This is a genomic window from Paraburkholderia fungorum (assembly GCF_046027215.1).
GTDB lineage: Bacteria > Pseudomonadota > Gammaproteobacteria > Burkholderiales > Burkholderiaceae > Paraburkholderia > Paraburkholderia fungorum_D.
On record NZ_JAQQEN010000002.1, the window covers coordinates 1672938 to 1696250 of the forward strand.

A 23313-nucleotide genomic window follows, 5' to 3' on the forward strand; every position below is an offset into this window, starting at 1 on the left:
TGAAAGGCCGGCACATTCAACTGAACAAAGCAGTGCGCGAAACCGCGTTGGCATCACTGCGCGCCGCATGCATCTCCAGTTGTATATACCGCCAAAAGCACGCTCGCAAGTTGCTTCGCAGCGCTTTATATAAGGGCTTTTCTCTACTCGCGGGATTATTTATTTCGTGGGAAAACTGCGGTATATACTGCCTCGCATGACTCGCGCCGAGCCATTCTTTCGCGCGACACCGCTTTGCCAACCGGAGAATCTCATGAGCATCCTTGCAGGCTGGAAGTGTCGTTTGGTCATGCTGGCTTTGTGCGCGGCAAGCGTGAGCGCCCACGCGGAAGATCAACTCGCCAAAGTGAAGAAAGCGGGCGAACTGGTGGTCGGCACCGAGATGCAGTTCGCGCCCTTCGACTTCCTCGAAAACGGCCAGCAAGCGGGCTTCAATAAAGATCTCTTCGCCGAAGTCGGCAAGGAAATGGGCGTCAAGGTGCGCTTCATCGACTTGCCGTGGCCAAGCGTGCTGCCGGGTCTCGAAGCCGGCAAGTTCGACATGGTGGGCGGCCCGCTGACGGTCACCAAGGCGCGCATGGAGCGCTACACCTACACCCTGCCGATTGCCGACGCTACCGATGCGCTGCTCAAACGCGCGAACGATACCGCCGTCAAGCAATCGTCGGATATCGCCGGTAAGACGGTCGGCGCGGGCAAAGGCTCGGCCCAGCTGGACCAGCTGAAGGCCTACGTCGCCACTTTGCCGAAGCCGCCTGAAATCCGTGAATACGTCGACAACAACCAGGCTTACGCCGACCTCGCCGCCGGCCGGATCGCAGCGGTCGCGAACTCGATGACCAACATCGCGTATGTGGCCAAGCAGCGCCCTGAAACTTTCGCCGTGGTGCAGCCGCCGTTCGGCGCGAAAGTGTACTTCGCCTATTGCCTGCGCAAAGACGCCGACAGCAAGCCGCTTGCCGACGCCTTCAACGCGGCGCTCGTGAAAATGCACAACGACGGTCGCCTCGCGACCTTGCAGAAGAAGTGGTTCGGTGTCGCGATGGATGCGCCGACCACCATGCCCGCGCCGAACTATTGATGTCCTGATGGCGTAATGCACGCGATGCGGACTGCACGACACGCCGCATCGCCCTCCCCGTTCCAGCGAGTGCGACGCTTATGTTCAGCACGACTGTCTTCGCCCAGGGCTTGCCGCTGCTACTGCACGCGGCGCTCGCCACCATCGGCATTTCGCTGACGGGTCTTCTGATCGGTTTCTTTGTCGCGATTGGCGTGTGCGCGGCGCGGCTCTCCTCGAACCACGCGGCACGCCGCTTCGGCGGCGCCTACGTGTTTTTCTTTCGCGGCGTACCGATGCTGGTGCAACTGCTGCTGGTGTACTACCTGCTGCCGTTCGCCGGTATCAATGTCTCGCCCGTGGTCGCCGCCATCAGCGCCGTGTCGCTGTGTTCCGCGTCCTATATCGCCGAGATTCTGCGCGGTGGCTTCCTCAGCATTCCGCCGGGTCATATCGAAGCCGCCCGCATGCTGGGCATGTCGCCGTTCGATATGCTGCGGCGTATTCAGGTGCCCCAGGCATTTCGTCTGACGCTCCCGTCGCTCGTCAATGAAATGGTGCTGCTGATCAAGGCTTCCTCGCTGATTTCGGTGGTGGGCGTGGCCGAGTTGACGCGCACGGCACAGAACATCGCGGCCAGCACGTATCGCCCGCTCGAAGCCTATCTCGCTGCGGGGCTCATCTATTTCGTGATTTGCGGTGCGCTGGCGTTTGTTGCGCACGCAGCGGAATACCGTTTGCAGCACGCCTGACCCCGAGCCCACGCCATGCAAAAGCTCGATCCCACTGTCATCACGCACAACCTCCAGCCGATCGCCGCCGGTCTGGCGACTACCCTCGGCACGTGGACCGCGGGTGTCGCGATCGGCATCCTGATCGGCTTTCTGATCGCGGTGCTGCAACTCTTTTGCGGACGCTGGGTGCGTGGCGTATTGCGCTTCTATATCGAAGTGTTTCGCGGCACACCGTTTCTCGTGCAACTATTTTTGCTGTACTACGGCGGACCTTCCTTCGGCATCACGCTCGAACCGATGACAGCCGGCGTGGTCGGCCTTGGCCTCTACGGCAGCGCGTATTTTGCCGAAGCGTTCCGCTCGGGTTTTCAATCGGTGCCGCCGGGTCATCTCGAAGCAGCGTCCTGTCTGGGACTCACCCGCTGGCAAGCCGTCCTGCGGATTCAGGTGCCGCAAATGCTGGTGCTGATCGTGCCCGCGCTGACCAATCTGATCATCGTGCTGAGCAAGGAAACCGCGGTGCTGTCCATCGTCACGGTGCCCGAACTCACGTTCGTGCTGACCGGGATCGGCTCGGCCACCTTTGCTTTCGTCGAAACGCTGCTGGTGCTGTGCGTGTGCTATCTGGCGCTCGTCGAACTGACGTCGCGCGCCGGCATGTGGGCTGAAGTCCGCATCGCGCGCTTCATGGCATGAACGGAATCCGGACCCTTCTATGAACGCCATCGCCGACATGCCCTCCTCCGCGCCCACCGTCAATCTCGATACGCAGCAAGGCGAGCCGCTGATTGAAGTGCGCGATCTACGCAAACGCTTTGGCGAAGTCGAAGTGCTGCGCGGCGTGGATCTCCAGATCGCGCGCAAGGAGGTGGTCTGCATCATTGGACCCTCGGGCTCGGGCAAGAGTACCTTGCTGCGTTGCCTCGCCGCGCTGGAAACCTACGATCAGGGCGACGTGCGCATCGAAGGCGAACTGCTCGGCTATAGCGAGCGCAACGGCAAACGCGTGCGGGCCACGCAGGGCGAGATCAATCGCGTGCGTCGCAACGTCGGCATGGTGTTTCAGCAGTTCAATCTGTGGCCGCATATGACGGCGCTCGGCAATGTAATGGAAGCGCTGTTGCGGGTACGCCATCTGTCGCGTGACGAAGCGCGCCGCCGCGCCAATGCGATGCTGGAAACCGTCGGCCTCGCGCACAAAGGCGATGCGTATCCGGCGAGGCTCTCCGGCGGCCAGCAGCAGCGCGTCGCGATCGCTCGCGCGCTGGCGATGGAACCGCACATCATGTTATTCGACGAACCGACCTCGGCGCTCGATCCGGAACTGGTGGGTGAAGTGCTGCAGGTGATGAAGCAACTCGCGCGCGACGGCATGACGATGGCCGTGGTCACGCACGAAATGGGCTTTGCCGCGCAGGTCGCCGATAAGGTGATGTTCATCGATCAGGGGCGCATTGCCGTGCAGGGCAAACCGCGTGAAGTCTTCCACGACGCCGGGCAGCCGCGTCTGCGGCAGTTCCTGCAAAACTATTTCGACCGCAACGCATTCTGGGCACGCGGTCCCGACGACACGGAGCCGGTATGAGTCCGCTCGCGCGCGCGGCCGCCGAGGCACCCGCCGCGCGCTACGAACAGGTCAAGAGCCATATTCGCCGCGCCATCGAATCAGGCGCGCGGCAGGCCGGTGACCGCCTGCCTTCCGAACTGGATCTGGTGGCGACGCTGGGCGTCTCGCGCATGACAGTCAACCGCGCGCTGCGCGAGCTCGCCGACGAAGGCCTTGTCACCCGCGTGTCCGGTGTCGGCACGTTCGTCGCGCAAACCAAGCCGCAGTCGACGCTGCTGATGATCGCCCATATCGGCGACGAAATCCGTTCGCGGGGTCATGAGTATCGGTACGACACGGTCCTCGCACAGCGCGAGACCGCGCCGGTGATCGTGTCCAACGCGTTGGGGCTGGCGCCTGGCGCGTCGGTGTTTCATGTGATCTGCGTGCATCGGGAAAACGGCCTGCCGGTGCAGCTTGAGGACCGCTACGTGAATCCGGCGATCGCCCCGGATTTTCTGCAGCAGGATTTCGCGACGATCCGGCCGTCCGAGTATCTGTTCGAGATCGTGCCGGCGCATGACGTCGAGCATGTCGTCGATGCGGGTCTGCCGACCCGCGCCGAAGCCGAGCTACTGGAAATCCGCGCGGAAGAGCCGTGCCTGACGCTGATGCGCCGCACGTGGACGAGCGGCGTAGCGGTGACGTTCGCGCGCTTCGTGCACCCCGGTTCGCGCTACCGGCTGGGGTGCCGGTTCTCGCCGGATCTGTCGCAGCGTCAGGGTTAGCCGCGCGCACGCCCCATGCGCATCAAAGCGCCGGGGCCGAGTCACTCCAAGCCGCGTCAAACATTCCCCGCCAGATGGAAACGCGATGCCGGATGCCACAACCGCACCGACGTTGCCACGACTTCCCCAACCCAGGTACGGCGCCACAACTGCAGGCAGGGTTCACCGATATCCATCATCAGATGCCGCCGCACATACGCGTCGGGCTTCTGCGCATAGATGCGGAACTCTGCCCGCTGGATCGGCGCGAGCCGCACCATGTAGTGATTCGGCGTCTCGATCGTGAAATCCTGCTCCAGATAATCAGGAAAGACTTGCGGATTCACATACCGGTCCTCGTACTGGATCGGCTCGCCCTCTTCGCTGTGCACGATGCACGAATGAAACGCCGGCCCGCCGACGAGACCAAGCGCTTCGAGCGCGTGGGGATCGTCGCTCGGTTCGAGCGTCAGCACGCGTGCGGAATGGCGATGACCGCGCGCGGCGATTTCGTCGGCGATATTGCGGATCTCCAGCACGGTCGATTCGTAGCGCTGCGGCGCGACGAAGGTGCCTGAACCCTGCACGCGCGTCAGCACGCGTTCGGTGGTGAGTTCGCGCAGCGCGCGCGATACCGTCATACGCGCGACGCCAAACTCCTTGACCAGTTCCGTTTCGGACGGGATCAGCCCGCCCGGCTTCCAGTCCCCTTCACTGATGCGCCGGATCACATAGCGCTTGATCTGCTCGTAGGCGGGCATCGCCTTTGCCGGAGTCTCGTGGTTGCGGCCTGGGGAGTCCTGCGTGTCTGCGGTGTGCGCGTTTGTAATAGTGTTCACGTCGGCCTCGTGGGTAGTACGCGGATGATACCCGGGTGGTACCCGGGCGATGCGCAATATGCCGGCTCGCCGGCGGGTAGCCCGCTCACCGGCTCCGTCTCCGTCAAGCCATATGAGCGGCGGCCTGGGTGTCATTGGCGGCGAGGCTCGCGCCCGCGCCGAGGCGGCCGGCGTCCGCCAGACTCGCGACGCTCGCGAGAGCGGCCAGGCTCGGGCCGCCAGCTGGACCGGTCAAGCCAGGCCGAATGTTACCCGGGTTCGGCAGCGGCGGCGGCATGCCGTCGGCAATCATGCGAAACGCGATGCTCATGTCGTCCGCCAGCGGCCGGTCGTCACGATAGGTGGGAACGGCGCGGCGTACGCGCTGCCAGAGCGCATCCGTATGCGGCGCGCGCGGGGCGTCGACGGATTGCAGGTCGTAGGCTTGCGCGGCTGCAAGCAATTCGATCGCCACGATGCGCCCGGCGTTGTCGAGGATCTCCAGCGCCTTGAGTGCGGCCGGTGTGGCGTGACACAGGTGATCTTCCTGCAATCCGGATGTGATGCCGCCGTCGAGGCTCGCGGGCATCGCGAGGCGCCGGTTCTGCGCCACCAGCGAGGCTGCCGTGTACTGCGCGATCATGAAGCCGGAACAGGTGCCGCCCGGCTCCGCCAGAAATGCCGGCAAGCCGCTGACAAGCGGATTGACGAGGCGGTCGAGGCGCCGCTCGGCCATCGCCGCGACCTGGGCGATCGCGGTCGCCAGACTGTCCATCGCCAGCGCGATCGATGCACCGACCGCATGCGCCTGCGAATACACCCGCGGATCTTCCGGCGTGCCGGCGACGATCGGGTTGTCGGTGATCGACGCGAGTTCGCGATTGACCACGTCGGCGGTGCCAGTCAGCACGTCGCGGGCGGCGCCGTGCACGTGCGGAATGGTCCGCATGCTCAGCGGGTCTTGCGTGCGCTGCCCGACCACCGCAGCCAGAATGCCGCTGTCCGCGAGCGCCGCGCGCATCCGTTCGCCGACCAGGTTCAGGCCCGGCGAGATGCGTAAGGCGAGCGAATCGGCGTCGAACGCCGCGAGCTGACCGCGCAGATTTTCGAAGCTCATCGCGGCGACCAGGTCGGTCCAGTCGAGCAGACGTTCGGCGCGCGCCAAAGCCAGCGCCGCCAGACCCGTGACGCACGGCGTGCCATTGATCAGGCTCAGGCCCTCTTTCGCCTCGAGTACCAGCGGTTCGAGGCCGAGCAGCGCCAGCGCGTCGCGCCCTTTGAGCCGTTCGCCGCGATAGCGCACATGTCCTTCACCGATACAAACGAGTGCGATATGCGCCATATGGCTCAGATAGCCGACCGAGCCGAACGCCGGCACCTCCGGCAGGCAATCCGCGTTGAGCAACGCGACGAGCTGGTCCGCGACTTCGAGGCGAATGCCCGAGTGTCCGTGCGCGAAATTGTTGACCGCCGCCGCCATGATCGCGCGCGTCTCGGCCACACCGAGCGGCGCGCCGACGCCCACCGCGTGGCTCATCAGAATGTTGCGCGACAGCGTGCGCTGCTCGGCCGGCGAGACGATCACGTCGCACAACGCGCCGACGCCGGTATTCACGCCATACGCGCGAATCCCGCGCGCGACGATCTGTTCGACGAGCACACGCGCCGCGGCGATGCGCGCGCGGGCGTCGGCGGAAAGCTCGAGTGGCTCGCCAGCGGCAATGGCCGCCACCTGAGCCCAGTCGAGAGGACGATCGGAACGGATTACGGCCATGGTATTGCCTGCTCTAGCTGATTAGTTGGTGGTACGGTCCTGATGGCTCGACACGAATTGCCGGAAGCGATCCGACTTGCATTCGACGAACACTTCATCCGGCGTGCCGTCGGCTTCCACCTGGCCTTGATGCAGGAACATCACGCGATTCGATACGTGCCGCGCGAAACCCATTTCGTGCGTGACGACCAGCATGGTGCGGCCTTCTTCGGCAAGCGAGCGCATCACGCGCAGCACTTCGCCGACCAGTTCCGGATCGAGCGCGGAGGTGGGTTCGTCGAACAGCATCACCTTCGGATGCATCGCCAACGCACGCGCAATCGCCACACGTTGCTGCTGGCCGCCGGACAGATGCGCCGGATAGTGGCCGCGCTTTTCCGCGAGACCGACTTTCGCCAGCAGGGCTTCGGCCTCCTCGACCGATTCGGCGCGGCTGCGCTTTTGCACGCGCATGGGACCTTCGATCAGATTCTCCAGCACGGTCATGTGCGACCAGAGATTGAAGTTCTGAAACACCATGCCGAGTTGCGAGCGCACCCGGTCCACCTGGCGGCGATCGCTCGGGTGCAGCTTGCCGTCACCGCGGCGTTTCATTTTCAGCTCTTCGCCGTCGAGGGCAACCGAGCCGTCGTCAGGCGTTTCGAGCAGGTTCAGACAGCGCAGGAAAGTGCTTTTGCCGGAGCCGCTCGCGCCGAGAATCGAGATCACGTCGCCTTGATGGGCGTCGAGCGAAATGCCTTTGAGCACATGGTGGTCGCCGAACGACTTGTGAATGTTCTTGACCGACAGTGCAACAGGTGCCGTAGCGTTCATGGGATTCTCCAGATTCATCCAGGATAGACGGTCGTTCAGGGCGCAGCGCGGCGCGCTTCGGTCGTGGCGGATACCGGCCGGCTCGGCGCGGCGACTGCAGGCGCCGCGCGCAGATGGCGCGACAGACGCGTCTCGAGGAAGCCGAGCAAACGCACGATGACAAAATTCAGGAACAGATAGATCAGCGCGGCGCAGATGAAAACTTCAGTGGTGCGATACGTTTGCTGAATGATCTGCTGCGCGACGCCGGTCACTTCCCACACGGTGACCAGACTCGCGAGCGCGGTCGATTTGACGAGCAGCACGGCCTCGGTCGAATACGCCGGCAGACACTGGCGCAGTGCAATCGGACCGATCACGCGACGCAACAGCGCGAAGCCCGACAGACCGATCGAATAACCCGCTTCGATCTGACCGACCGGCACGGCCATCAGGCCGCCGCGAATGATCTCGGCGGTGTAGCCGGCCGTGCACAGAGCGAGCGACAGCACCGCGCACATATACGGCTCGCGCAGCACCGGCCACAGGAAGCTCTCGCGGATCACACCGAACTGGCCCATGCCGTAGTACACGAGGAACATCTGGATCAGCAGCGGCGAGCCGCGAAACACGAGGATATAGGCGCGCGCGAAGCGGTTCGGCAACCAGTTCGGCGACACCCGCATCGTGACGATCACGAGCGAAAGCAGACCGCCGAGAATCAACGAACAGAAGAACAGGCCGAGGGTGGTCGGCACGGCCGCGATCAGTTGCCGCAGCGTGTCGAGCAGAAAATCGAAATCGAAGTGCATGATGTCCGTCCCGGTCAGTTGCGCGCGAAGTTGCGCTTGAAGGACCGGCCCACGCGCGCTTCGGCGCGATTGAAGACCCGGTTCGAGATGCTGGTCATCAGCAGATACAGCGCGCCGCCCACCACGAAGAACGTGAAGTATTGATGCGTGGAGCCCGCCGCCACCTGGCTCGTGCGCAGCAGTTCGGCGAGCCCCGTCACCGAGATCAGCGCTGAATCCTTGAGGCTCAATTGCCAGACGTTGCCGATGCCGGGCAACGCAAAACGCAGCACTTGCGGGATCAGGATGCGACGCGCCATGGTCAGCGTGGGCATGCCGATCGAACGCGCGGCTTCCAGCTCACCGCGCGACACGGCCAGCACCGCCGAGCGGTACACCTCGGCCTGGTACGCGCCGGAGATCATGCCGACGGCCAGTGCGCCGATCACGAAGGGTGGCACGCCGACGAAACCCTCGGCGCCGAACCATTGCCCGACCGTGGTGACGAGCGTCGAGCCGCCGAAGTAGAACAGATAGATGACGAGCAATTCAGGCACGCCGCGAAACACCGTGGTGTACACGTCGCCGATCACGCGCAGCGTGCGAAAGCGCGACAGCTTGGCTGTCGCAACCAGCGCACCGAACACCGCGCCGACCGCAAGCGCCGCCAGCGTGAGCGCGACCGTCATCAACGCCGCGAGCAGCAGCACGCCGCCCCAGCCTTCCGGCCCGAAGCCGAGCATCTCTATCAGAGCCATTTCCTACCCCTCATCCATGACCGTGGATCGAACCAGCCGGCACGCGCGGTATCACGCCCCGCATGCCGCTACATCTGAACGTTCAACCATCAAGGCGTGACGTCGGTCTTGAACCACTTGGTGGAGAGCTTCTTGACGGTACCGTCGGCGAGCGCGGCACTGATCGCCGTGTCGAATTTCGCTTTCAGGTCGGCGTCCTGCTTGCGGAACGCGAGGCCTTCGCCCGGGCCCCAGATCGGGCCGCCGATCTTCGGACCGGCCATTGCGATCGACGCCGTTTCCTTTTTGTCGATGTTCGCCGCGTAGTACGTCACGTCGTCGAACGAGGCGTCGATGCGGCCGTTGGCCAGATCGAGATCGCGCTCAGACGAAGTCTTGTAGACGCGGATCGTGGTGACGTCCTTGAAGCCGTCGTTGATGAACTTGGTGTAGACCGTGCCCGACTGGATGCCGATGGTCCTGCCCTTCAGCTGCTTGCGCAACGCATCGACGGTAGGCTGATCGGCTTTCGGGTCGCCCGACAGCTTGACGACGCCTGCGCCCGGCGAGGCTTTCGGCAGCACCTTCGGGTCCGTCACGGCGAAGGTGGCGGGCGTGGCGGCGTACGGCTTCGAGAAGGCAATGATCTTTTCGCGCTCAGGCGTGATCGAGATCGCATCCATCAAGACATCGAATTTGCCGGCCTGCAGACCAGGGATCATGCCGTCCCAGTCTTGCGCCACGAGGTTGCACTGCAGCTTGATGCGTTCACACAGATTGGCGACCAGTTCCGGTTCGAAGCCGCCCAGCTTGCCGCCCGGCAAGGTCAGATTCCACGGCGCGTACCCGCCTTCAAGGGCGATCGTCACCGTTTTCCAGTCTTTTGCCTGCACCGGTGCCGCAACAATTGTCGCGGCGCCGATAACGGCGCCCATCAATGCTTTTGCTAACGTCGTGCGCTTCACTTTCACGTCGAAACTCCTTGGATTAGGGTAACCGTCAGACTGGATTTTATTGCCGCTTAATTTGTATAGACAAGTTTGCATGAGACAAAAAGCACTCGCAAGCAGATTTGCGAGAAAGTGCGGGAATCATCGGGTAAGCCCCTAGTCGATCAGACAGGACAAGGCTTTTAATGGAGTTTTGAATCGCCGACGGCCGACGCGCTGTGCACGGTCGGGTGCGTCAGCTGATTTGCTTTGTCTAGACAGGTTGGTGCGTGGCGAGTTGGCGGGGTCGAGATTGGCTTGCGCGTTCTACCAGACCAATGGCACGAAGCGGTAGCGCACTCGCGTCATATAGTCGGCGTAGCCATCGAGCTGTTCGATCAGCACCCGCTCTTCGCGTACCGCGCGCCAGCCGATGCCGGTCACCAGCACCGGCACGCAGGCCAGCCCCCACCACGAGCCCAGCAGCAATGGCGTGCCGACGAACAGCAGCAAGGCGGCGGCGTACATCGGATGGCGGACATACGCGTAAGGGCCGGTATCGATGACTTTGTGGCCACGGCTTGCCTGGATCTTCACGACCGGCGCGGCATAGCTATTGGCCCGGAACACGTTGCGGCACATGAAGAGACAAAGGAATATGCAGAGCGAACCCAGGCTCACCAGCCAGACCGGCAGTGGCGCCGACCAACGGAAACGCACCGCGTCCAGCCCCATCAGAACCAGCCACGCGCTCCACGCAATCGAAACGCCGATCATGAACAGACGGTCCCAGCGGCTTTGCTGCGCCTGCAAGATAGGCGCGAGACGCTCGGCAAGCAGCCCGGGATCGTGACGCGCCAGCCAGAAGCCGACCCACAGACTCACGCCCCCGGTTTCGATCAGATACCACCAGGCGGCCGGCCACGTGAGCGTGCCGGCTGCGCCGAATAGCAGCGCGCCCATGCAGGCCAGCCAGATAACCGTTTGGAGAATCAGCCGGGTGATCACGGTTTTCCTTTTACCCGCGCGACGTCAAACGGTGGCCGCCGCGGATGCCGATGCACGCACACGGGCGAATACGTCGGCGATGTCGATATCGCCCGCGTTCAGACCGAACCGATCGCGCAGGCAGGTGGCGAGTTCAGCCGCGCTTCCGAGTTGCCGTTCGCTGATGATCTGACCGTCCGCGGCGCGTTCGTTGAGTTGATCGTTGAGCAGCGTGAGGCGCGACGCCGCCAGGACGCGGGTGACGATCAGATTGTTCGCGAAGATCGAATCCGGTGAGGTCGAGGTGTACCAGTTCGAGGTTTCGTAGTCGATCCATTCGACCGGATGCAGGTCGAAACGATAGACGCGGGACCAGGTGTCGTCGCGGTCCTGCACTTCGAGGTAGAGCGCATTGTGTGATGCGTCCGCGAGGCGGAATGTGCCCAGCTGGGTGGGCTGGGCGGTGCCTGGGGTCAGGCGTAGCGGTGTGATTAGCGTCACGCTGCCGAAGCCGACGTCGGCGATCCATGATTCGCTGTCTTTGGCCCCGTCGATGTCGATGCGCAGGACCATGTGGGTGCGGGGTGGGATGGCGTCGGGTTCGCGGCCCCAGAGTACGCGGCCCAGTAAGGGGGTGACTTTGAAGCCTAGCTGCTTCAGTACGCTCGCGAATAAGGCGTTTTGCTCGAAGCAGTAGCCGCCGCGGTGTTGGGTTAGCAGTTTTTCCTCGATCGATTCGAGGTTCAGGTTGACCGCGCGGCGCGTGAGGGGGTTGAGGTTTTCGAAGGGGATCGATCTGGGGTGCAGTGCGTGGAGTTGCTGCAGGACTTCTAGTGTCGCTTCTTGAGGGCCTGTGTAGCCTATGCGGGTGAAGTAGCTTTTTAAATTCACTGTGTGTGGCATTGGGGTGTCCCAGGGGTCTGTTTGAATGCTCGGCGCATTGGGGCTGGGGCGCTGCCGCGCGGGGTTCTGGCTGTGATCATAGCTTTTTCGGTTGTCTGCCTGGGGGTTGGGCTTTTCCTTGTTTTCTTATTGGTCTATTAGCGTTCCCCCTGTGCGGGGGGCACCTACTTTTCTTTGCCGCCGCAAAGAAAAGTAGGCAAAAGAAAGCGGCTTTACACCGCTAATTTTTAAGCGGCTCCCCTGGCTTGGAGGGGATCGTGGCTCCGTAGAGATTGGCTCTCTGCACTTTCTGGCGTGAGTGACAAGGCCGTCATTCATCCGGCGGCGCTGCGCGCGCCGGGGCGGTACTTCATACCCGCGGAGCGCACGTGATGCGGTACGCATCGCATGCGCTCCGCGCTGCCTTTTTTTACTGCCCGCCTTTCAGCGCGGCCGTCGCTATCGACGGTACGCTGATGCCGTGGCTCGATGCAAATTGCACCGCCGAACTCAGCGTCGACATCAATGATTGCAGTTGGCCCGGCGCGGATTTCGCTATGTACGATGCGCTCTGCGCGGTCTGTGGGTTTAGCCCGGACTGCAGCAGCGACGACGGATTCATCTGGCCAATGCTCCCCAGCCCCGACTGCAAACTCGAATACTGGCTCACACCCTTGCCCAACGATGTCAACCCGTCCGTGAACGCCTGCTTGTTGACCGGTGTCGCCGACGCACCACTCGCCCGGCTCGCGAAGGCCTGAGTCAGCGTCTGCGATAACGACTGCTGCGTGCTGCCCACCTGCGTCAATTGACTCACCGACGGCGTGCCGCCACTCAGCAGTCCCGCCGCCTGTTGCGCCTGCCCCGCCGCACCGCTCAATCCCATCGCCGAAGCAAGACTCGACTGACCGCTCAGCACCTGCTGGTTCGCACCCACGTATGTCTGCAACAACTGCGATACACCACCCGACGAAGCCCCCGCGCCAGCATTCGCCGAACTATCGCCACCCCCTATGCCGAACTGCTTCAGATTCAACTGCGCACTCGACACGCCACTCAGCAGCAATCCGCCGCTCGCCAGCAACGAAAGCACAAGGATACGTTTGTTCATACCTATCTCCTGACATTGACCTTGCGAAGTACTCGTGCGCTTCGACAGCGCCCACCCATCCGCGTTCGATATGTTCATAACAATACAAACACATTACGTTATTAATCTCTTTTCATTACGTCTAAATACCAATTTGTAGTAGTCCGTAAATATGGAAATTACATGTCAGTAATATTGATACGAATCGTTCTCATTTATATTGACGCACTTATTTCGCGTGCGTACGATCACGCCATCTGCGGTATCCGTCGTCGCGAACGGATCCGGCAATCGCGGGCGCTGAGTGACATACCACCGCGACGGTCAATTCAGTCGATACAACACAAATAAGGATTTCGATGAAGTTCGCCCAACTCCACGAATCCGCCACAGAGGCGGGTTCGCGTCGCGATTGCGCCGTGCGTGATCACACCGCTCGCCGTTCGCGTTTGCCGTCGATGCGACGCGCCGCCCTCTGTACCGCTTTTGCCTGGGCGTCGCTCACCGCCGGCACAGCCATGGCGGAAGCCAATCCGGACGCGGTACCGGAAGCCCCCGAAGCCGATCTGAATATCAAGGCGACCCAGACCAGCCAGTGGACCGGCTTCTGGAATCGCGAGCAGATGCTCGGCGACATCGGCGGTCTGCGCCCCTGGCTCGGCAAATACGGCGTGACCTTCGCGCTCACCGAAACCAGCGAAGTGCTCGGCAACGTCCGCGGCGGCCTCTCGCGCGGCGCGGATTACGACGGTCTGACGACGGCGACCGTGCAAATGGATACGCAAAAAGCGTTCGGTTTGCCCGGCGGCCTGTTCAACGCCAGCGCCTTGCAGATCCACGGCGCCAATCTCAGCGCCAACAAGCTCGGCACGCTCAATACGGCGAGCGGCATCGAGGCCGACGACACGACCCGCCTGTGGGAATTGTGGTACCAGCAGTCGTTCCTGAACAAGCGCATCGACGTCAAGATCGGTCAGCAAAGTATCGACCAGGAATTCATCACCAGCACGTATTCGGCACTGTTCGTCAATACGATGTTCGGCTGGCCGGCCCTGCCCTCGTACGACATGCCGTCCGGCGGCCCCGCTTATCCGTTGTCCGCCCTCGGCGTGCGCGTGCGCGGTCAGATCACGCCGTCGTTGACCGCCCTTGCCGGCGTGTTCGACGGCGACCCGCTCGGCAACAACCCCGACAACAAGAGCGGCACCAACTTCAACCTGCATAACGGTACGCTGTTCATCGGCGAATTGCAGTATGCGATCAACCAGCCGGCCGACGGCGAAATGGTCGGCACGAGCGGCGGCGGTTTGCCGGGCACCTACAAGCTCGGCGTCTGGTACAACAACGGCAGCTTCGCGGACCAGCGCTACGACAACATCGGCCTCTCGCTCGCCAACCCGGCAAGCACCGGCATCGCGCAGAACCATCGCGGCGACTATAGCTTTTACGCAGTAGCCGACCAGATGATCTGGCGTCCAAACCCGGACGAACCACGCAGCCTGGGCGTGTTCGCCCGCGTCATGGGCGCGCCGGGCGATCGCAACCTGGTGAGCCTCGCAGCCAACCTCGGCGTCGTGCTGAAAGCGCCGTTCGCCGGCCGCGACGACGACAGCGTCGGTCTCGCCCTGACCTACATCAAGGTCGGCAACCACGTGCACGGTTTCGATCAGGACAACCTCGCCTTCAGCGGCGGCCCGTATGGCGTGCGCACCAGCGAAACCACGCTCGAGGCGACCTATCAGTACCAGGTCAACCCGTGGTGGCAACTGCAGGCCGACGCGCAATACACCTTCAATGCCGGCGCCGGCCAGAACCCGAATGACCCGACGCAGCCACTGCGCAACACGTTCGTCATCGGCGTGCGGACCAACATCACATTCTGATGCGATTCGCGCCCACGAGACACGTTAACTCACACGCTACCGACAAATCGAACCCCATGTTTTCGATCATGACCGCCACCACCGCTTTGTGCGCAGGCACGGAGACTCACTCATGAACAATCCCACGCGCAAGTTTTCGCCGCGCGCCGCGCGGGCCCTGATCTCTGCCGCAGCCGGCGCCGCCGCGTTCGCCGCCGGCGTCGCGCAGGCCGAGCCGCAAGGTTTTCTCGAGACCGTCAAGCACCACACCACGCTGATCAACACCGTGCCGGGAAACGGCGATCAAAACCCCTATGCAGTCGTGGTCGCGCCGGTGACGGCGGGCACGGTCAAGCAAGGCGACGTACTGGTCGGCAACTTCAATAACTCGACCAACCTGCAAGGCACCGGCAGCACGATCATCAACTATCATCCGGACACCAAAGAGATGACGGTGTTCGCGACGGTGCCGCGCGATCTGAAGGAATGCCCGGGCGGCATCGGTCTCTCCACCGCGATGACCATGCTCAAATCGGGCTACGTGATCATCGGCAGCACGCCGAGCAATGACGGCACCACCGGCACCAAGGGCGCGGGCTGCCTGATCGTGCTGGACCCGAACGGCAAGGTCGCCTCGACCATCGTCAGCCCGAACATCAACGATCCGTGGGGCAACATGGCGGTCGTCGATAACGGCACCAGCGCGACGCTGTTCGTCAGCAACGCCGGCTTCGGTGTGGGCGGTGCGGACGGTAATCCGCCCGTGTTCAAGCAGGCCACCGTGCTGCGCCTTGACCTCGACGTGCCGGCCGGCAAGCCGCCGGTCGTGAAAAAGGAAACCGTGGTCGGCAGCGGCTTCGGCGCGCAGGCGGACAAGGGCGTGTTCCTCGTCGGCCCGACCGGCCTCGCGCTGTCGAACGATCAGAAACTGCTGTACGTGTCCGATGCAATCGGCAACCGTATCACCGAAATCGACGAACCCATGACGCGCGACACGAGCGCCGGCGTGGGCCGCCAACTGACCGCCGACGGCCTGCTGCATCGGCCGCTCGCCATGATCACCGCGCCGAACGGCCACCTGCTGGTGACCAATGCGCTGAACGGTCAGATCGTCGAAATCGACCCTGCCAGCGGCAAGCAGATCTACGCCCGCTGGATCGATACCGACAAGGCGCAATCGCCCCCGGGCAATGGCGACCTGTTCGGTCTCGCAATGACGCCGGAAGGCGACGGCTTCTACTACGTGCAGGACGACGTGAACACGCTGGTGCTGGCGAAGTAGCAGCAGAACTCAAAGCCACATGAAGGTGAAGTAACCATGGCAAACGATCATCCGTCGCGGCCCTCACGGCGCGGCTTTTTAAAGGCAGGCAGTGCCGCCGTCGCGGCGGGCGCAAGCCTCGGCGCGACCGGCGTTGCCCAGGCCGCGCTCGGCAAGACGCCGGCGCACAGTACCGATCCGCAGATGGCTGTCGAGCCGTTCTACGGCACGCATCAGGGCGGCATCGTCACGCCGCAGCAGAGTCACACGTACGTTGCCGCGCTCGATCTGACAACCGACAAACGCGCCGACGTGATCGCGTTGCTGCGTGCCTGGACCGACGCTGCCGCGCGCCTGACGCAAGGTGCCACAGCCGCGCCGCTGCCGACCGGCACCGCGGCCAGAACGGCACTGACCGACACAAAGCTTGATACGCAGGCCGGCACGAACGCCGATGCCAGGCCCGACGCCAAGACCAACGACACGGCCTACAGCCCGACCAACACCAAAGCCGCGCCGGATTCCGGCGACGTGCTCGGCCTCGGCCCATGCGGCCTGACGATCACGTTCGGTTTCGGCCCGGGTCTGTTCACGAAGGACGGCAAGGACCGCTACGGGCTGGCCTCACGCCGCCCCGCCGCGCTCGTCGATCTGCCGCGTTTCAACGGCGATCAGCTGATCGCCGAAAAAACCGGCGGCGACCTGTACATCCAGGCCTGCGCGAACGATCAGCAGGTCGCGTTCCACGCGGCCCGGCAATTGGCGCGTCTCGCGAACGGCACCGCAGCGATGCGATGGGGCCAGTCCGGCTTCCTGTCGGGTCCGCGCGGGCAGACGCCGCGCAATCTGATGGGCTTCAAGGACGGCACCAACAATCCGTCGACCGCCAAACCACAGTTGATGAACGAGTTCATCTGGGCCAAAGCGGCCGACGCGCCCTGGATGGAAGGCGGCACCTACACCGTGGTACGCCGCATCCGCATCACGCTCGAACACTGGGACAACACTGAAGTCGACTTCCAGGAGCAGGTGTTCGGCCGCCACAAGTACAGCGGCGCGCCGATCGGCAAGAAGAACGAGTTCGACGCCGTGGACCTGAAGGAAGAGGACAAGGACGGCAATCCGGTGATTCCGGAAAACTCGCATGTGCGTCTGTCGAACCGGGACAGCAACAACGGCGCGCAGATTCTGCGCCGCTCCTATTCGTACAACGACGGCACGAACTTCTACATCGAGCGCTGGCCGCCGTGGCGTCAGGAAACCGAATACGACGCGGGGCTGATTTTCGTGGCTCACCAGAGCGACCCGCGCACCGGCTTCATTCCGATCAACGACAAGCTCGCGAAGTTCGACATGATGAACCAGTTCACGACGCACGTCGGCAGCGCGGTGTTCGCGGTGCCGCCGGGCGCGAAGCCGGGTTCGTATATCGGCGCGGGGCTGTTCGAGACGTAATGCAAGCTGCGGCAAGCTGCGAAAGAGGCAGCAAACAAGATCAACTACACCATCACCAACGGACTTTAGGATCATGGCTCACTCCTGGTTTGGCACCCGCCTGCGACTCGTCAGCAGCGCCGCCGCGCTCACACTCGCTGCCCTCGGCACGGTGCCGTCGGCGGCCCACGCGGCATCGATCACGCTGTACAGCGCGCAGCACGAGCAGGTCGTCAATCTGCTGGCGAAAGACTTCGAGAAAGAATCGGGCATTTCGGTGAAGATCCGCGACGGCGAAGGCCCGGCGATGGCCGCGCAGCTCGTCGCCGAAGGCGCCGCCACGCCCGCCGACGTGTACTTCACGGAAAACTCGCCCGAGCTGATGCTGCTCGAAGAAAAGGGCCTGCTGAGCAAGGTGAACGACTCGACGCTCGCCACCGTGCCGGGGCGCTTTAATTCGCCCACCGGCGTGTGGGTCGGCGTGACCGCGCGTGAAAACGTGGTGGTCTACAACACGGCCAAGCTGCAAGCCTCGCAACTGCCGCAATCGCTGTTCGATCTGGCCAAGCCGGAATGGAAAGGCAAAGTCGGCATCGCGCCGAGCGACGGCGACTTCCTGCCGCTGGTGAGCGCCGTGCTCGCGCTGAAGGGCGAAGCGCAAACCGTGCAATGGCTCAAGGGCCTGAAAGCCAACGCCCAGATTTTCGACGACGACGAAGGCGTGGTGGCGGCCGTCAATCGCGGCGGTGTCGCGACTGGCCTGATCAACAACTACTACTGGGCACGTCTGCACGCGGAACTCGGCGATGCGAAAACCCGCAGCGCGATCTATCACTTCGGCAACGGCGACGCCGGTGCACTGGTGAACGTATCGGGCGCCGCGGTGCTGAAGTCCGCGCACAACGCGGACGGCGCGCAGAAGTTTCTCGCGTATCTGGTCAGCGAACGCGCCCAGCAGCTGATGGCGAACAGCCACGTCGAGTTCGAATATCCGCTGCACGCGGGCGTTGCGCCGGACCCGATCCTCAAGCCGTTCGCTGAACTGAACCCGCCGGCGCTGACCATCCAGCAACTCGGCGACGATAGCCAGGCCGGCAAGCTGCTGCGCCAGGCAGGTTTGCTGTAAATGAGCGATGCGGTGTCAGCCGGACCTCCGGCTGTAACCTCCGCCCCGGCGCGCGCCCGCTCGCGCGCGCCGCGCGGTTTGTTCGCGGCAGCAGCACTCAGCGCTTTGCTGGTGTTGCTGCCGATTGCGTTTACGTTCTGGCGCGCGGCGAGCTTCGGTATCGGTGATGCGGTCGACCTGGTGTTCCGTCCGCTGGTCGGCGAGCTGCTGGTCAATACGCTGATGATCACCGTATCGACCACGCTGGCCGCGGCCGTCATCGGCACTGCCGCCGCGTGGTTTGTCGAACGCACGCATTTGCCGGGGCGTCGCCTGTGGGCTGTGCTCGCCGCCGCGCCGCTGGCCATGCCGGCGTTCATTTCGAGCTATGCGTGGGTGTCGCTGAGCCTGGATTTGCAGGACTTCGTCGGCGCGTTGCTGGTGCTGACGTCCGCCTATTTCCCGCTGGTGTATCTGCCGGTGGCCGCCGCGTTGCGCAGCATGGACCCGGCGCTCGAAGAAAGCGCGCGGGCACTCGGCTGCAACCGCTGGACCACCTTCATTCGCGTCGTGCTGCCGCAATTGCGTCCGGCGCTGCTCGGCGGCATGCTACTGGTGGCGCTCGGCGTGCTGTCCGAATTCGGCGCGTTCACGCTGCTGCGGTTTCGCACCTTCACGACGCAAATCTACGCGGAATACCGCACGAGTTTCGATGGCGGCGGCGCCTCGCTGCTGGCGTGCCTGCTGATCGTGATCTGCCTGATCGTGCTCGCGTTCGAGTTTCGGGTGCGGGGTGCGGCGCGCTATGAGCGCGTCGATCGCGGCACCCGCCGCGCGGTGTTGCGCTACCACCTCGGCGCATGGCGCTGGATTGTCGTCGCCGGCTTTGCCGCGCTGGCAACCGCGACGCTCGGTGTGCCGCTCGGCATGATCGGCTACTGGCTCACGCAACCCGGCGCGGCCGCCGTCACACCGGCGGATGTGTCGCCCGAACTGCTGTTCAACGCCACCATGTCGTCGCTCGGTTTCGGCCTCGCCGCCGCCCTGCTGACCACGCTGCTGGTCGTGCCGCTCGCGTTCCTGCTGGTGCGCTATCCGACGCGCTTCGCGACCGTATTCGAGCGCACGGTGTTTCTCGCGCAAGGCATTCCGGGGCTGGTGATCGCGCTGGCGATCGTCTCGCTCGCCGTGCACGCATTGCAGCCGCTCTATCAAAGCGCGACGCTGCTGGTGATCGCCTATGCCATGCTGTTCATGCCGGTGGCGCTGGTGAGCGTGCGCGCCGCCTTCATGCAGGCGCAACCGCGCCTCGAAGAAACCGCGCGCGCGCTCGGCCTCGGCTGGTCGCAGACGGTGTTTCGCGTGCTGCTGCCGCTCGCCGGACCGGGCCTGGGCGCGGCTGCAGCAATGGTGTTCATCTCGGTGGTCACCGAACTGAACGCGACCCTGCTGCTCTCTCCCATTGACACGCGCACGCTCGCAACGCAAGTCTGGGCCGACACGTCGACCATGGCCTTCGCCGCCGCCGCGCCCTACGCGGCGCTGCTCACCGGCATCTCGCTGTTCGCCTCAGGCCTCCTGTTCGCGTTGCTCGGCAGATCGGCGCTTCTCGGCGAGCGCGATTGACGCTGATGTCCATCGCTTTTTCCATCGGATTTTCATGAGCGAACTTCGTATCCGCGGACTGCAAAAATCGTTCGACGGCCATCCGGTGCTGCACGGCATCGACCTGTCGGTCGAGCGCGGCACGCTGCTCGCGCTGCTCGGCCCTTCCGGCAGCGGCAAGACCACCTTGCTGCGCCTCCTGTGCGGCTTTGAACGGGCCGATCGCGGCAGCGTCGAGATCGACGGCCGGCGAGTGGCTGGCGACAACCTGCACATGCCGTCCGAACAGCGCCGCATCGGCTATGTGCCGCAGGAAGGCGCGCTGTTTCCGCATCTGTCGGTGGCGGACAACATCGTGTTCGGATTGCCGCGGACGCAACGCCGCGCGCGTCACCGCGTTGCCGAATTGCTCGAACTGGTCGGCTTGCCGGCGGACTTCGGCGAACGCGCGCCGCAGCAACTGTCCGGCGGACAGCAGCAGCGTGTCGCCCTGGCACGAGCGCTCGCGCCCTCGCCCACGCTGGTGATGCTCGACGAACCCTTTTCGTCGCTCGACGCCGCCTTGCGGCTCGAAACCCGGCAAGCGGTGGCGAGCGCATTGGCGGCCACGGGCGCGACCGCCGTGCTGGTCACGCACGATCAATCGGAAGCGCTGTCGCTTGGCCATGAGGTCGCGGTGCTGTGGCAAGGCAAGCTGATCCAGACAGCGACGCCCGAGACGCTTTACAGGCGGCCGGTGACGCGCGAACTGGCGTCTTTTGTCGGCGAGGCGGTGTTGTTGCCGGGCGTGGTTCGGCAAGATCGCGTGAGTTGCGAACTCGGCGACTTGCCGTTATGCGAGCCGATGGGCAACGGTCCGGTCGACGTGATGGTGCGGCCCGAGCAGATCCGCCTGCTGCGTGCCGACGAGGCGATGCCCGATGGCACGGCCTCCTATGACGCCGTCGTACGCGAGGTGATCTTCCAGGGACAGGACGCGGGCGTCGCGCTGCAATTGCAGTCCGGCGCGCAGACTGTGGTGCGCGCGCGCGTGCCCGGTTATCTGACGCCGCGACCCGGTGAGCGTGTGCGGCTCGCCGTGGACGGCGCGGTGACCGCTTACGCCCGCAGCTAGGCAATCACGCGTCATCCGGCACTACGCGCACGCCGCCGCCGAGGCGCGCGTTTGCGGACGCACCGACAAGTCCTGCACCATCTGCGCGGCCAGATAATCGCACGTCGGCCGATCCGATTTGGCGCTGCGCGCCACCACGATTTCCAGCGGCTCGATCTTCGGCAAGCCCTGCGCTTCGCCGAGAATCGCCAGCCGTGACGGGACGCTGCAGCGCGTCAGCGCGACCACCGACAAGCCGGCGTCCACCGTGGCCACGAGGCCCATCAGGCTGGCGCTGCTATAAGCGGCCCGATAGCGGATCCGCGCGCCGTCGAGCGCGGCGAGCGTGTGCTGGCGCGCCACGCAGCCGGGTTCGTAGAGCCCGACCGGCAACGGCGAGACCGCCAGCACCGGCGTATCGAGCGAGGCCCCCGCCCACACCATCGGCTCGCTGCGCACGAATTCACCGCGCATTCTGCGGTCCCGCGTGACAAAGGCGAGATCGATCTTGTTATCGGCCAGCATCGGCGCGAGCGACGTGCTCTGCGCGCAGACAATCTCGATCTCCACTCGCGGATACAGATTCGAAAAGCGCCGCAATACCGGCGACAGCAGCGACGATACGTAGTCGTCCGGGGCGCCGAGCACCACGCGTCCGGTCACCTCCGGCCGCACGATCGCGGACCACGCTTCCTCATGCAGATCCAGCATCCGTCGCGCGTATTCCAGCAGCGTGTTGCCGGGTCGCGTGAGCGACAGATTGCGCGTATTGCGGGCGAACAGGGTGGTGCCGAGCATGGTTTCGAGCCGCTTGATCTGCATGCTGACCGCCGCCTGTGACCGGTGCACGGTCGCCGACGCCTTGGTGAAGCTGCCCGTTTCCACTACCGCGACGAAGGTGCGCAGCAAATCGACGTCGAATTCGGGGTGCATGATTTATCAATCCGGCTTATGGAATTACTCAATTTAATTCGTTTGCCGGTGCCATGCAAGGCGCGCAATACTTGTGACTCCACGCTGCCGGAGCCGTTTCGCATGTCCCTCACTCAACGTCAACAAGGCGCCATCACGCTGGCCAGCGGCGGGCTATTGATGGGCACGATCGGCGTCTTCGTCGAGGAAGCACGGCTCGGCGCGCTGACCCTGGTGTTCTTTCGCTGCCTGTTCGGCTTTCTGTCGCTCGCCGCGTACTGCGCGTGGAAAGGCTTCTTCACGCGCCAGCATTTCACGCGGCGCACGGTCACGCTAGCGCTGATCTCCGGCGTGCTGATGGTGACGCAGTGGGTCGGCTTCTTCGACGCGATTCATCGCACCAGCATCGCGGTCGCAACCGTGGTGTTTCATGTGCAGCCATTCTGGGTCGTGCTGATCGGCGCGGCGCTCTTCAACGAACGGCTCGGTATCGACCGCCTTGGCTGGATCGCCACGGCCTTCGTCGGCCTCGTGCTCGCGTCGGGCGTCGCGGCTAGCGGGAATCTGCAGGGCCATGCGAGCTATCTGATCGGTATCGGCGAAGCGCTGGTGGGATCGGTGCTGTATGCGAGCGTCACGCTGATCGCCAAAGGGCTCGGCAATTTGCGGCCGCATTTGCTGACGCTCGCGCAATGCGCGGTCGGCGTGGTCTGCCTGCCGTTCATCGCGCCGCTCACCGCCGTGCACATCGGCCCAATGCAATGGTTCTGGCTGGTCGGAATGGGCGTGCTGCACACCGGGCTGTCGTACGTGCTGATCTACGGCGCACTGCCGAAGCTGACCACGCCGGTGATCGCCGTGCTGCTGTTCGTCTATCCGCTGACGGCGATCGTGGTCGACGCTGTCGTGTATGGCCGGGCCCTGTCGTTGCCGCAGCTTGCGGGCATGGCGCTGATCGTGATCGCGAGCCTCGGCGTCAATCTCGGCTGGCCGCTGCTGTCGCTGCTGCGTCACGGTGGACGGGCGCGGCATCGCACGGAATGAGCGTCGGGCACGGCTCCTTATGCCTTGAAGCGCCCGGGCAGGCTTTCAACACGCCGAAAATAACCCTACAAACTGCATGCATTTAGCATG

Annotated in this window: 22 protein-coding genes; 12 read left to right on the forward strand and 10 right to left on the reverse strand. The window is 64.0% G+C overall.

Annotated elements, in window-relative coordinates:
• Positions 1–253 precede the first annotated feature (253 nt).
• From PQR27_RS27990 to hutC (PQR27_RS28010), 5 genes are all read left to right on the forward strand, one after another.
• A complete protein-coding gene (locus tag PQR27_RS27990) occupies positions 254–1081 on the forward strand; it encodes a transporter substrate-binding domain-containing protein (RefSeq protein WP_408526843.1) in 828 nt (275 codons plus the stop codon).
• An 80-nt stretch (positions 1082–1161) separates the two neighbouring features.
• On the forward strand, positions 1162–1812 hold the full coding sequence (locus PQR27_RS27995; RefSeq protein WP_408526844.1) for an amino acid ABC transporter permease: 651 nt from the start codon (positions 1162–1164) through the stop codon (positions 1810–1812).
• A gap of 15 nt (positions 1813–1827) precedes the next feature.
• Positions 1828–2490, forward strand: a complete 663-nt coding sequence (locus PQR27_RS28000; RefSeq protein ID WP_408526845.1) for an amino acid ABC transporter permease — start codon at positions 1828–1830, stop codon at positions 2488–2490.
• A 19-nt stretch (positions 2491–2509) separates the two neighbouring features.
• A complete protein-coding gene (locus PQR27_RS28005) occupies positions 2510–3379 on the forward strand; it encodes an amino acid ABC transporter ATP-binding protein (RefSeq protein ID WP_408526846.1) in 870 nt (289 codons plus the stop codon).
• On the forward strand, positions 3376–4128 hold the full coding sequence (hutC, locus tag PQR27_RS28010; RefSeq protein WP_408526847.1) for a histidine utilization transcriptional repressor HutC: 753 nt from the start codon (positions 3376–3378) through the stop codon (positions 4126–4128). Before PQR27_RS28005 ends, hutC (PQR27_RS28010) begins: the two co-directional genes overlap by 4 nt.
• A 56-nt stretch (positions 4129–4184) precedes the next feature.
• Here hutC (PQR27_RS28010) and hutC (PQR27_RS28015) read toward each other — a convergent pair whose 3' ends face one another.
• From hutC (PQR27_RS28015) to PQR27_RS28055, 9 genes are all read right to left on the reverse strand, one after another.
• Positions 4185–4868: a histidine utilization transcriptional repressor HutC gene (gene hutC, locus PQR27_RS28015; RefSeq protein WP_408528322.1), complete on the reverse strand. Its 684-nt coding sequence runs from the start codon at positions 4866–4868 to the stop codon at positions 4185–4187.
• A 181-nt stretch (positions 4869–5049) separates the two neighbouring features.
• Complete coding sequence (locus tag PQR27_RS28020; protein WP_408526848.1) at positions 5050–6699, reverse strand: HAL/PAL/TAL family ammonia-lyase; 1650 nt, start codon at positions 6697–6699, stop codon at positions 5050–5052.
• A 21-nt stretch (positions 6700–6720) separates the two neighbouring features.
• The gene (locus tag PQR27_RS28025) at positions 6721–7512 is read right to left on the reverse strand and encodes an ABC transporter ATP-binding protein (RefSeq protein WP_408526849.1); all 792 of its coding nucleotides are present in this window, start codon (positions 7510–7512) and stop codon (positions 6721–6723) included.
• Positions 7513–7547: 35 nt separating this feature from the next.
• Positions 7548–8303 carry an ABC transporter permease gene (locus PQR27_RS28030; RefSeq protein ID WP_408526850.1) on the reverse strand — a complete coding sequence of 252 codons (756 nt, stop codon included), beginning with the start codon at positions 8301–8303 and terminating at the stop codon, positions 7548–7550.
• Positions 8304–8317: 14 nt separating this feature from the next.
• The gene (locus PQR27_RS28035; RefSeq protein WP_408526851.1) at positions 8318–9040 is read right to left on the reverse strand and encodes an ABC transporter permease; all 723 of its coding nucleotides are present in this window, start codon (positions 9038–9040) and stop codon (positions 8318–8320) included.
• Positions 9041–9129: 89 nt separating this feature from the next.
• The gene (locus tag PQR27_RS28040) at positions 9130–9954 is read right to left on the reverse strand and encodes a transporter substrate-binding domain-containing protein (protein WP_408528323.1); all 825 of its coding nucleotides are present in this window, start codon (positions 9952–9954) and stop codon (positions 9130–9132) included.
• A gap of 321 nt (positions 9955–10275) precedes the next feature.
• Positions 10276–10956, reverse strand: coding sequence for a methyltransferase family protein (locus PQR27_RS28045; RefSeq protein ID WP_408526852.1), 681 nt, complete (start codon positions 10954–10956; stop codon positions 10276–10278).
• Positions 10957–10980: 24 nt separating this feature from the next.
• Positions 10981–11838 (reverse strand): arylamine N-acetyltransferase family protein, encoded by an 858-nt coding sequence (locus tag PQR27_RS28050; protein WP_408526853.1) that lies wholly within the window; start codon positions 11836–11838, stop codon positions 10981–10983.
• Positions 11839–12247: 409 nt separating this feature from the next.
• Positions 12248–12928: a hypothetical protein gene (locus PQR27_RS28055; protein ID WP_408526854.1), complete on the reverse strand. Its 681-nt coding sequence runs from the start codon at positions 12926–12928 to the stop codon at positions 12248–12250.
• Positions 12929–13266: 338 nt separating this feature from the next.
• On the opposite strand from PQR27_RS28055, the gene PQR27_RS28060 reads away from it, so the two are divergent.
• The 6 genes from PQR27_RS28060 (at position 13267) to PQR27_RS28085 (ending at position 21288) form a co-directional block, all read left to right on the forward strand.
• Positions 13267–14790 (forward strand): carbohydrate porin, encoded by a 1524-nt coding sequence (locus PQR27_RS28060; RefSeq protein ID WP_408526855.1) that lies wholly within the window; start codon positions 13267–13269, stop codon positions 14788–14790.
• Positions 14791–14902: 112 nt separating this feature from the next.
• Positions 14903–16051, forward strand: a complete 1149-nt coding sequence (locus tag PQR27_RS28065) for an NHL repeat-containing protein (RefSeq protein ID WP_408526856.1) — start codon at positions 14903–14905, stop codon at positions 16049–16051.
• A 36-nt stretch (positions 16052–16087) separates the two neighbouring features.
• Entirely contained in the window at positions 16088–17485 is a 1398-nt protein-coding gene (locus PQR27_RS28070) for a Dyp-type peroxidase (RefSeq protein WP_408526857.1), read from the forward strand.
• A 73-nt stretch (positions 17486–17558) separates the two neighbouring features.
• The gene (locus PQR27_RS28075) at positions 17559–18590 is read left to right on the forward strand and encodes an iron ABC transporter substrate-binding protein (protein WP_408526858.1); all 1032 of its coding nucleotides are present in this window, start codon (positions 17559–17561) and stop codon (positions 18588–18590) included.
• Positions 18591–20195, forward strand: coding sequence for an ABC transporter permease (locus PQR27_RS28080; RefSeq protein WP_408526859.1), 1605 nt, complete (start codon positions 18591–18593; stop codon positions 20193–20195).
• Between the two features lie 34 nt (positions 20196–20229).
• The gene (locus PQR27_RS28085) at positions 20230–21288 is read left to right on the forward strand and encodes an ABC transporter ATP-binding protein (RefSeq protein WP_408526860.1); all 1059 of its coding nucleotides are present in this window, start codon (positions 20230–20232) and stop codon (positions 21286–21288) included.
• Positions 21289–21309: 21 nt separating this feature from the next.
• On the opposite strand, the gene PQR27_RS28090 is transcribed toward PQR27_RS28085, so the two are convergent.
• Positions 21310–22200, reverse strand: a complete 891-nt coding sequence (locus PQR27_RS28090; RefSeq protein WP_408526861.1) for a LysR family transcriptional regulator — start codon at positions 22198–22200, stop codon at positions 21310–21312.
• 102 nt (positions 22201–22302) lie between these two features.
• On the opposite strand from PQR27_RS28090, the gene PQR27_RS28095 reads away from it, so the two are divergent.
• Positions 22303–23223: a DMT family transporter gene (locus tag PQR27_RS28095; protein WP_408526862.1), complete on the forward strand. Its 921-nt coding sequence runs from the start codon at positions 22303–22305 to the stop codon at positions 23221–23223.
• Positions 23224–23313: the final 90 nt, after the last annotated feature.

Excerpts from the sequence above, each read along its gene's own strand:
- PQR27_RS27995 (WP_408526844.1), top strand. The coding sequence starts at position 1,162 with ATGTTCAGCACGACTGTCTTCGCCCAGGGCTTGCCGCTGCTACTGCAC.
- PQR27_RS28095 (WP_408526862.1), top strand. The coding sequence starts at position 22,303 with ATGTCCCTCACTCAACGTCAACAAGGCGCCATCACGCTGGCCAGCGGC.
- PQR27_RS28065 (WP_408526856.1), top strand. The coding sequence starts at position 14,903 with ATGAACAATCCCACGCGCAAGTTTTCGCCGCGCGCCGCGCGGGCCCTG.
- PQR27_RS28020 (WP_408526848.1), bottom strand. The coding sequence starts at position 6,699 with ATGGCCGTAATCCGTTCCGATCGTCCTCTCGACTGGGCTCAGGTGGCG.
- PQR27_RS28000 (WP_408526845.1), top strand. The coding sequence starts at position 1,828 with ATGCAAAAGCTCGATCCCACTGTCATCACGCACAACCTCCAGCCGATC.
- hutC (WP_408526847.1), top strand. The coding sequence starts at position 3,376 with ATGAGTCCGCTCGCGCGCGCGGCCGCCGAGGCACCCGCCGCGCGCTAC.
- PQR27_RS28060 (WP_408526855.1), top strand. The coding sequence starts at position 13,267 with ATGAAGTTCGCCCAACTCCACGAATCCGCCACAGAGGCGGGTTCGCGT.
- PQR27_RS28080 (WP_408526859.1), top strand. The coding sequence starts at position 18,591 with ATGAGCGATGCGGTGTCAGCCGGACCTCCGGCTGTAACCTCCGCCCCG.
- PQR27_RS28050 (WP_408526853.1), bottom strand. The coding sequence starts at position 11,838 with ATGCCACACACAGTGAATTTAAAAAGCTACTTCACCCGCATAGGCTAC.
- PQR27_RS28090 (WP_408526861.1), bottom strand. The coding sequence starts at position 22,200 with ATGCACCCCGAATTCGACGTCGATTTGCTGCGCACCTTCGTCGCGGTA.
- PQR27_RS28085 (WP_408526860.1), top strand. The coding sequence starts at position 20,230 with ATGAGCGAACTTCGTATCCGCGGACTGCAAAAATCGTTCGACGGCCAT.
- hutC (WP_408528322.1), bottom strand. The coding sequence starts at position 4,868 with ATGCCCGCCTACGAGCAGATCAAGCGCTATGTGATCCGGCGCATCAGT.
- PQR27_RS28075 (WP_408526858.1), top strand. The coding sequence starts at position 17,559 with ATGGCTCACTCCTGGTTTGGCACCCGCCTGCGACTCGTCAGCAGCGCC.
- PQR27_RS28055 (WP_408526854.1), bottom strand. The coding sequence starts at position 12,928 with ATGAACAAACGTATCCTTGTGCTTTCGTTGCTGGCGAGCGGCGGATTG.
- PQR27_RS28035 (WP_408526851.1), bottom strand. The coding sequence starts at position 9,040 with ATGGCTCTGATAGAGATGCTCGGCTTCGGGCCGGAAGGCTGGGGCGGC.
- PQR27_RS28030 (WP_408526850.1), bottom strand. The coding sequence starts at position 8,303 with ATGCACTTCGATTTCGATTTTCTGCTCGACACGCTGCGGCAACTGATC.
- PQR27_RS28005 (WP_408526846.1), top strand. The coding sequence starts at position 2,510 with ATGAACGCCATCGCCGACATGCCCTCCTCCGCGCCCACCGTCAATCTC.
- PQR27_RS27990 (WP_408526843.1), top strand. The coding sequence starts at position 254 with ATGAGCATCCTTGCAGGCTGGAAGTGTCGTTTGGTCATGCTGGCTTTG.
- PQR27_RS28070 (WP_408526857.1), top strand. The coding sequence starts at position 16,088 with ATGGCAAACGATCATCCGTCGCGGCCCTCACGGCGCGGCTTTTTAAAG.
- PQR27_RS28040 (WP_408528323.1), bottom strand. The coding sequence starts at position 9,954 with ATGGGCGCCGTTATCGGCGCCGCGACAATTGTTGCGGCACCGGTGCAG.
- PQR27_RS28025 (WP_408526849.1), bottom strand. The coding sequence starts at position 7,512 with ATGAACGCTACGGCACCTGTTGCACTGTCGGTCAAGAACATTCACAAG.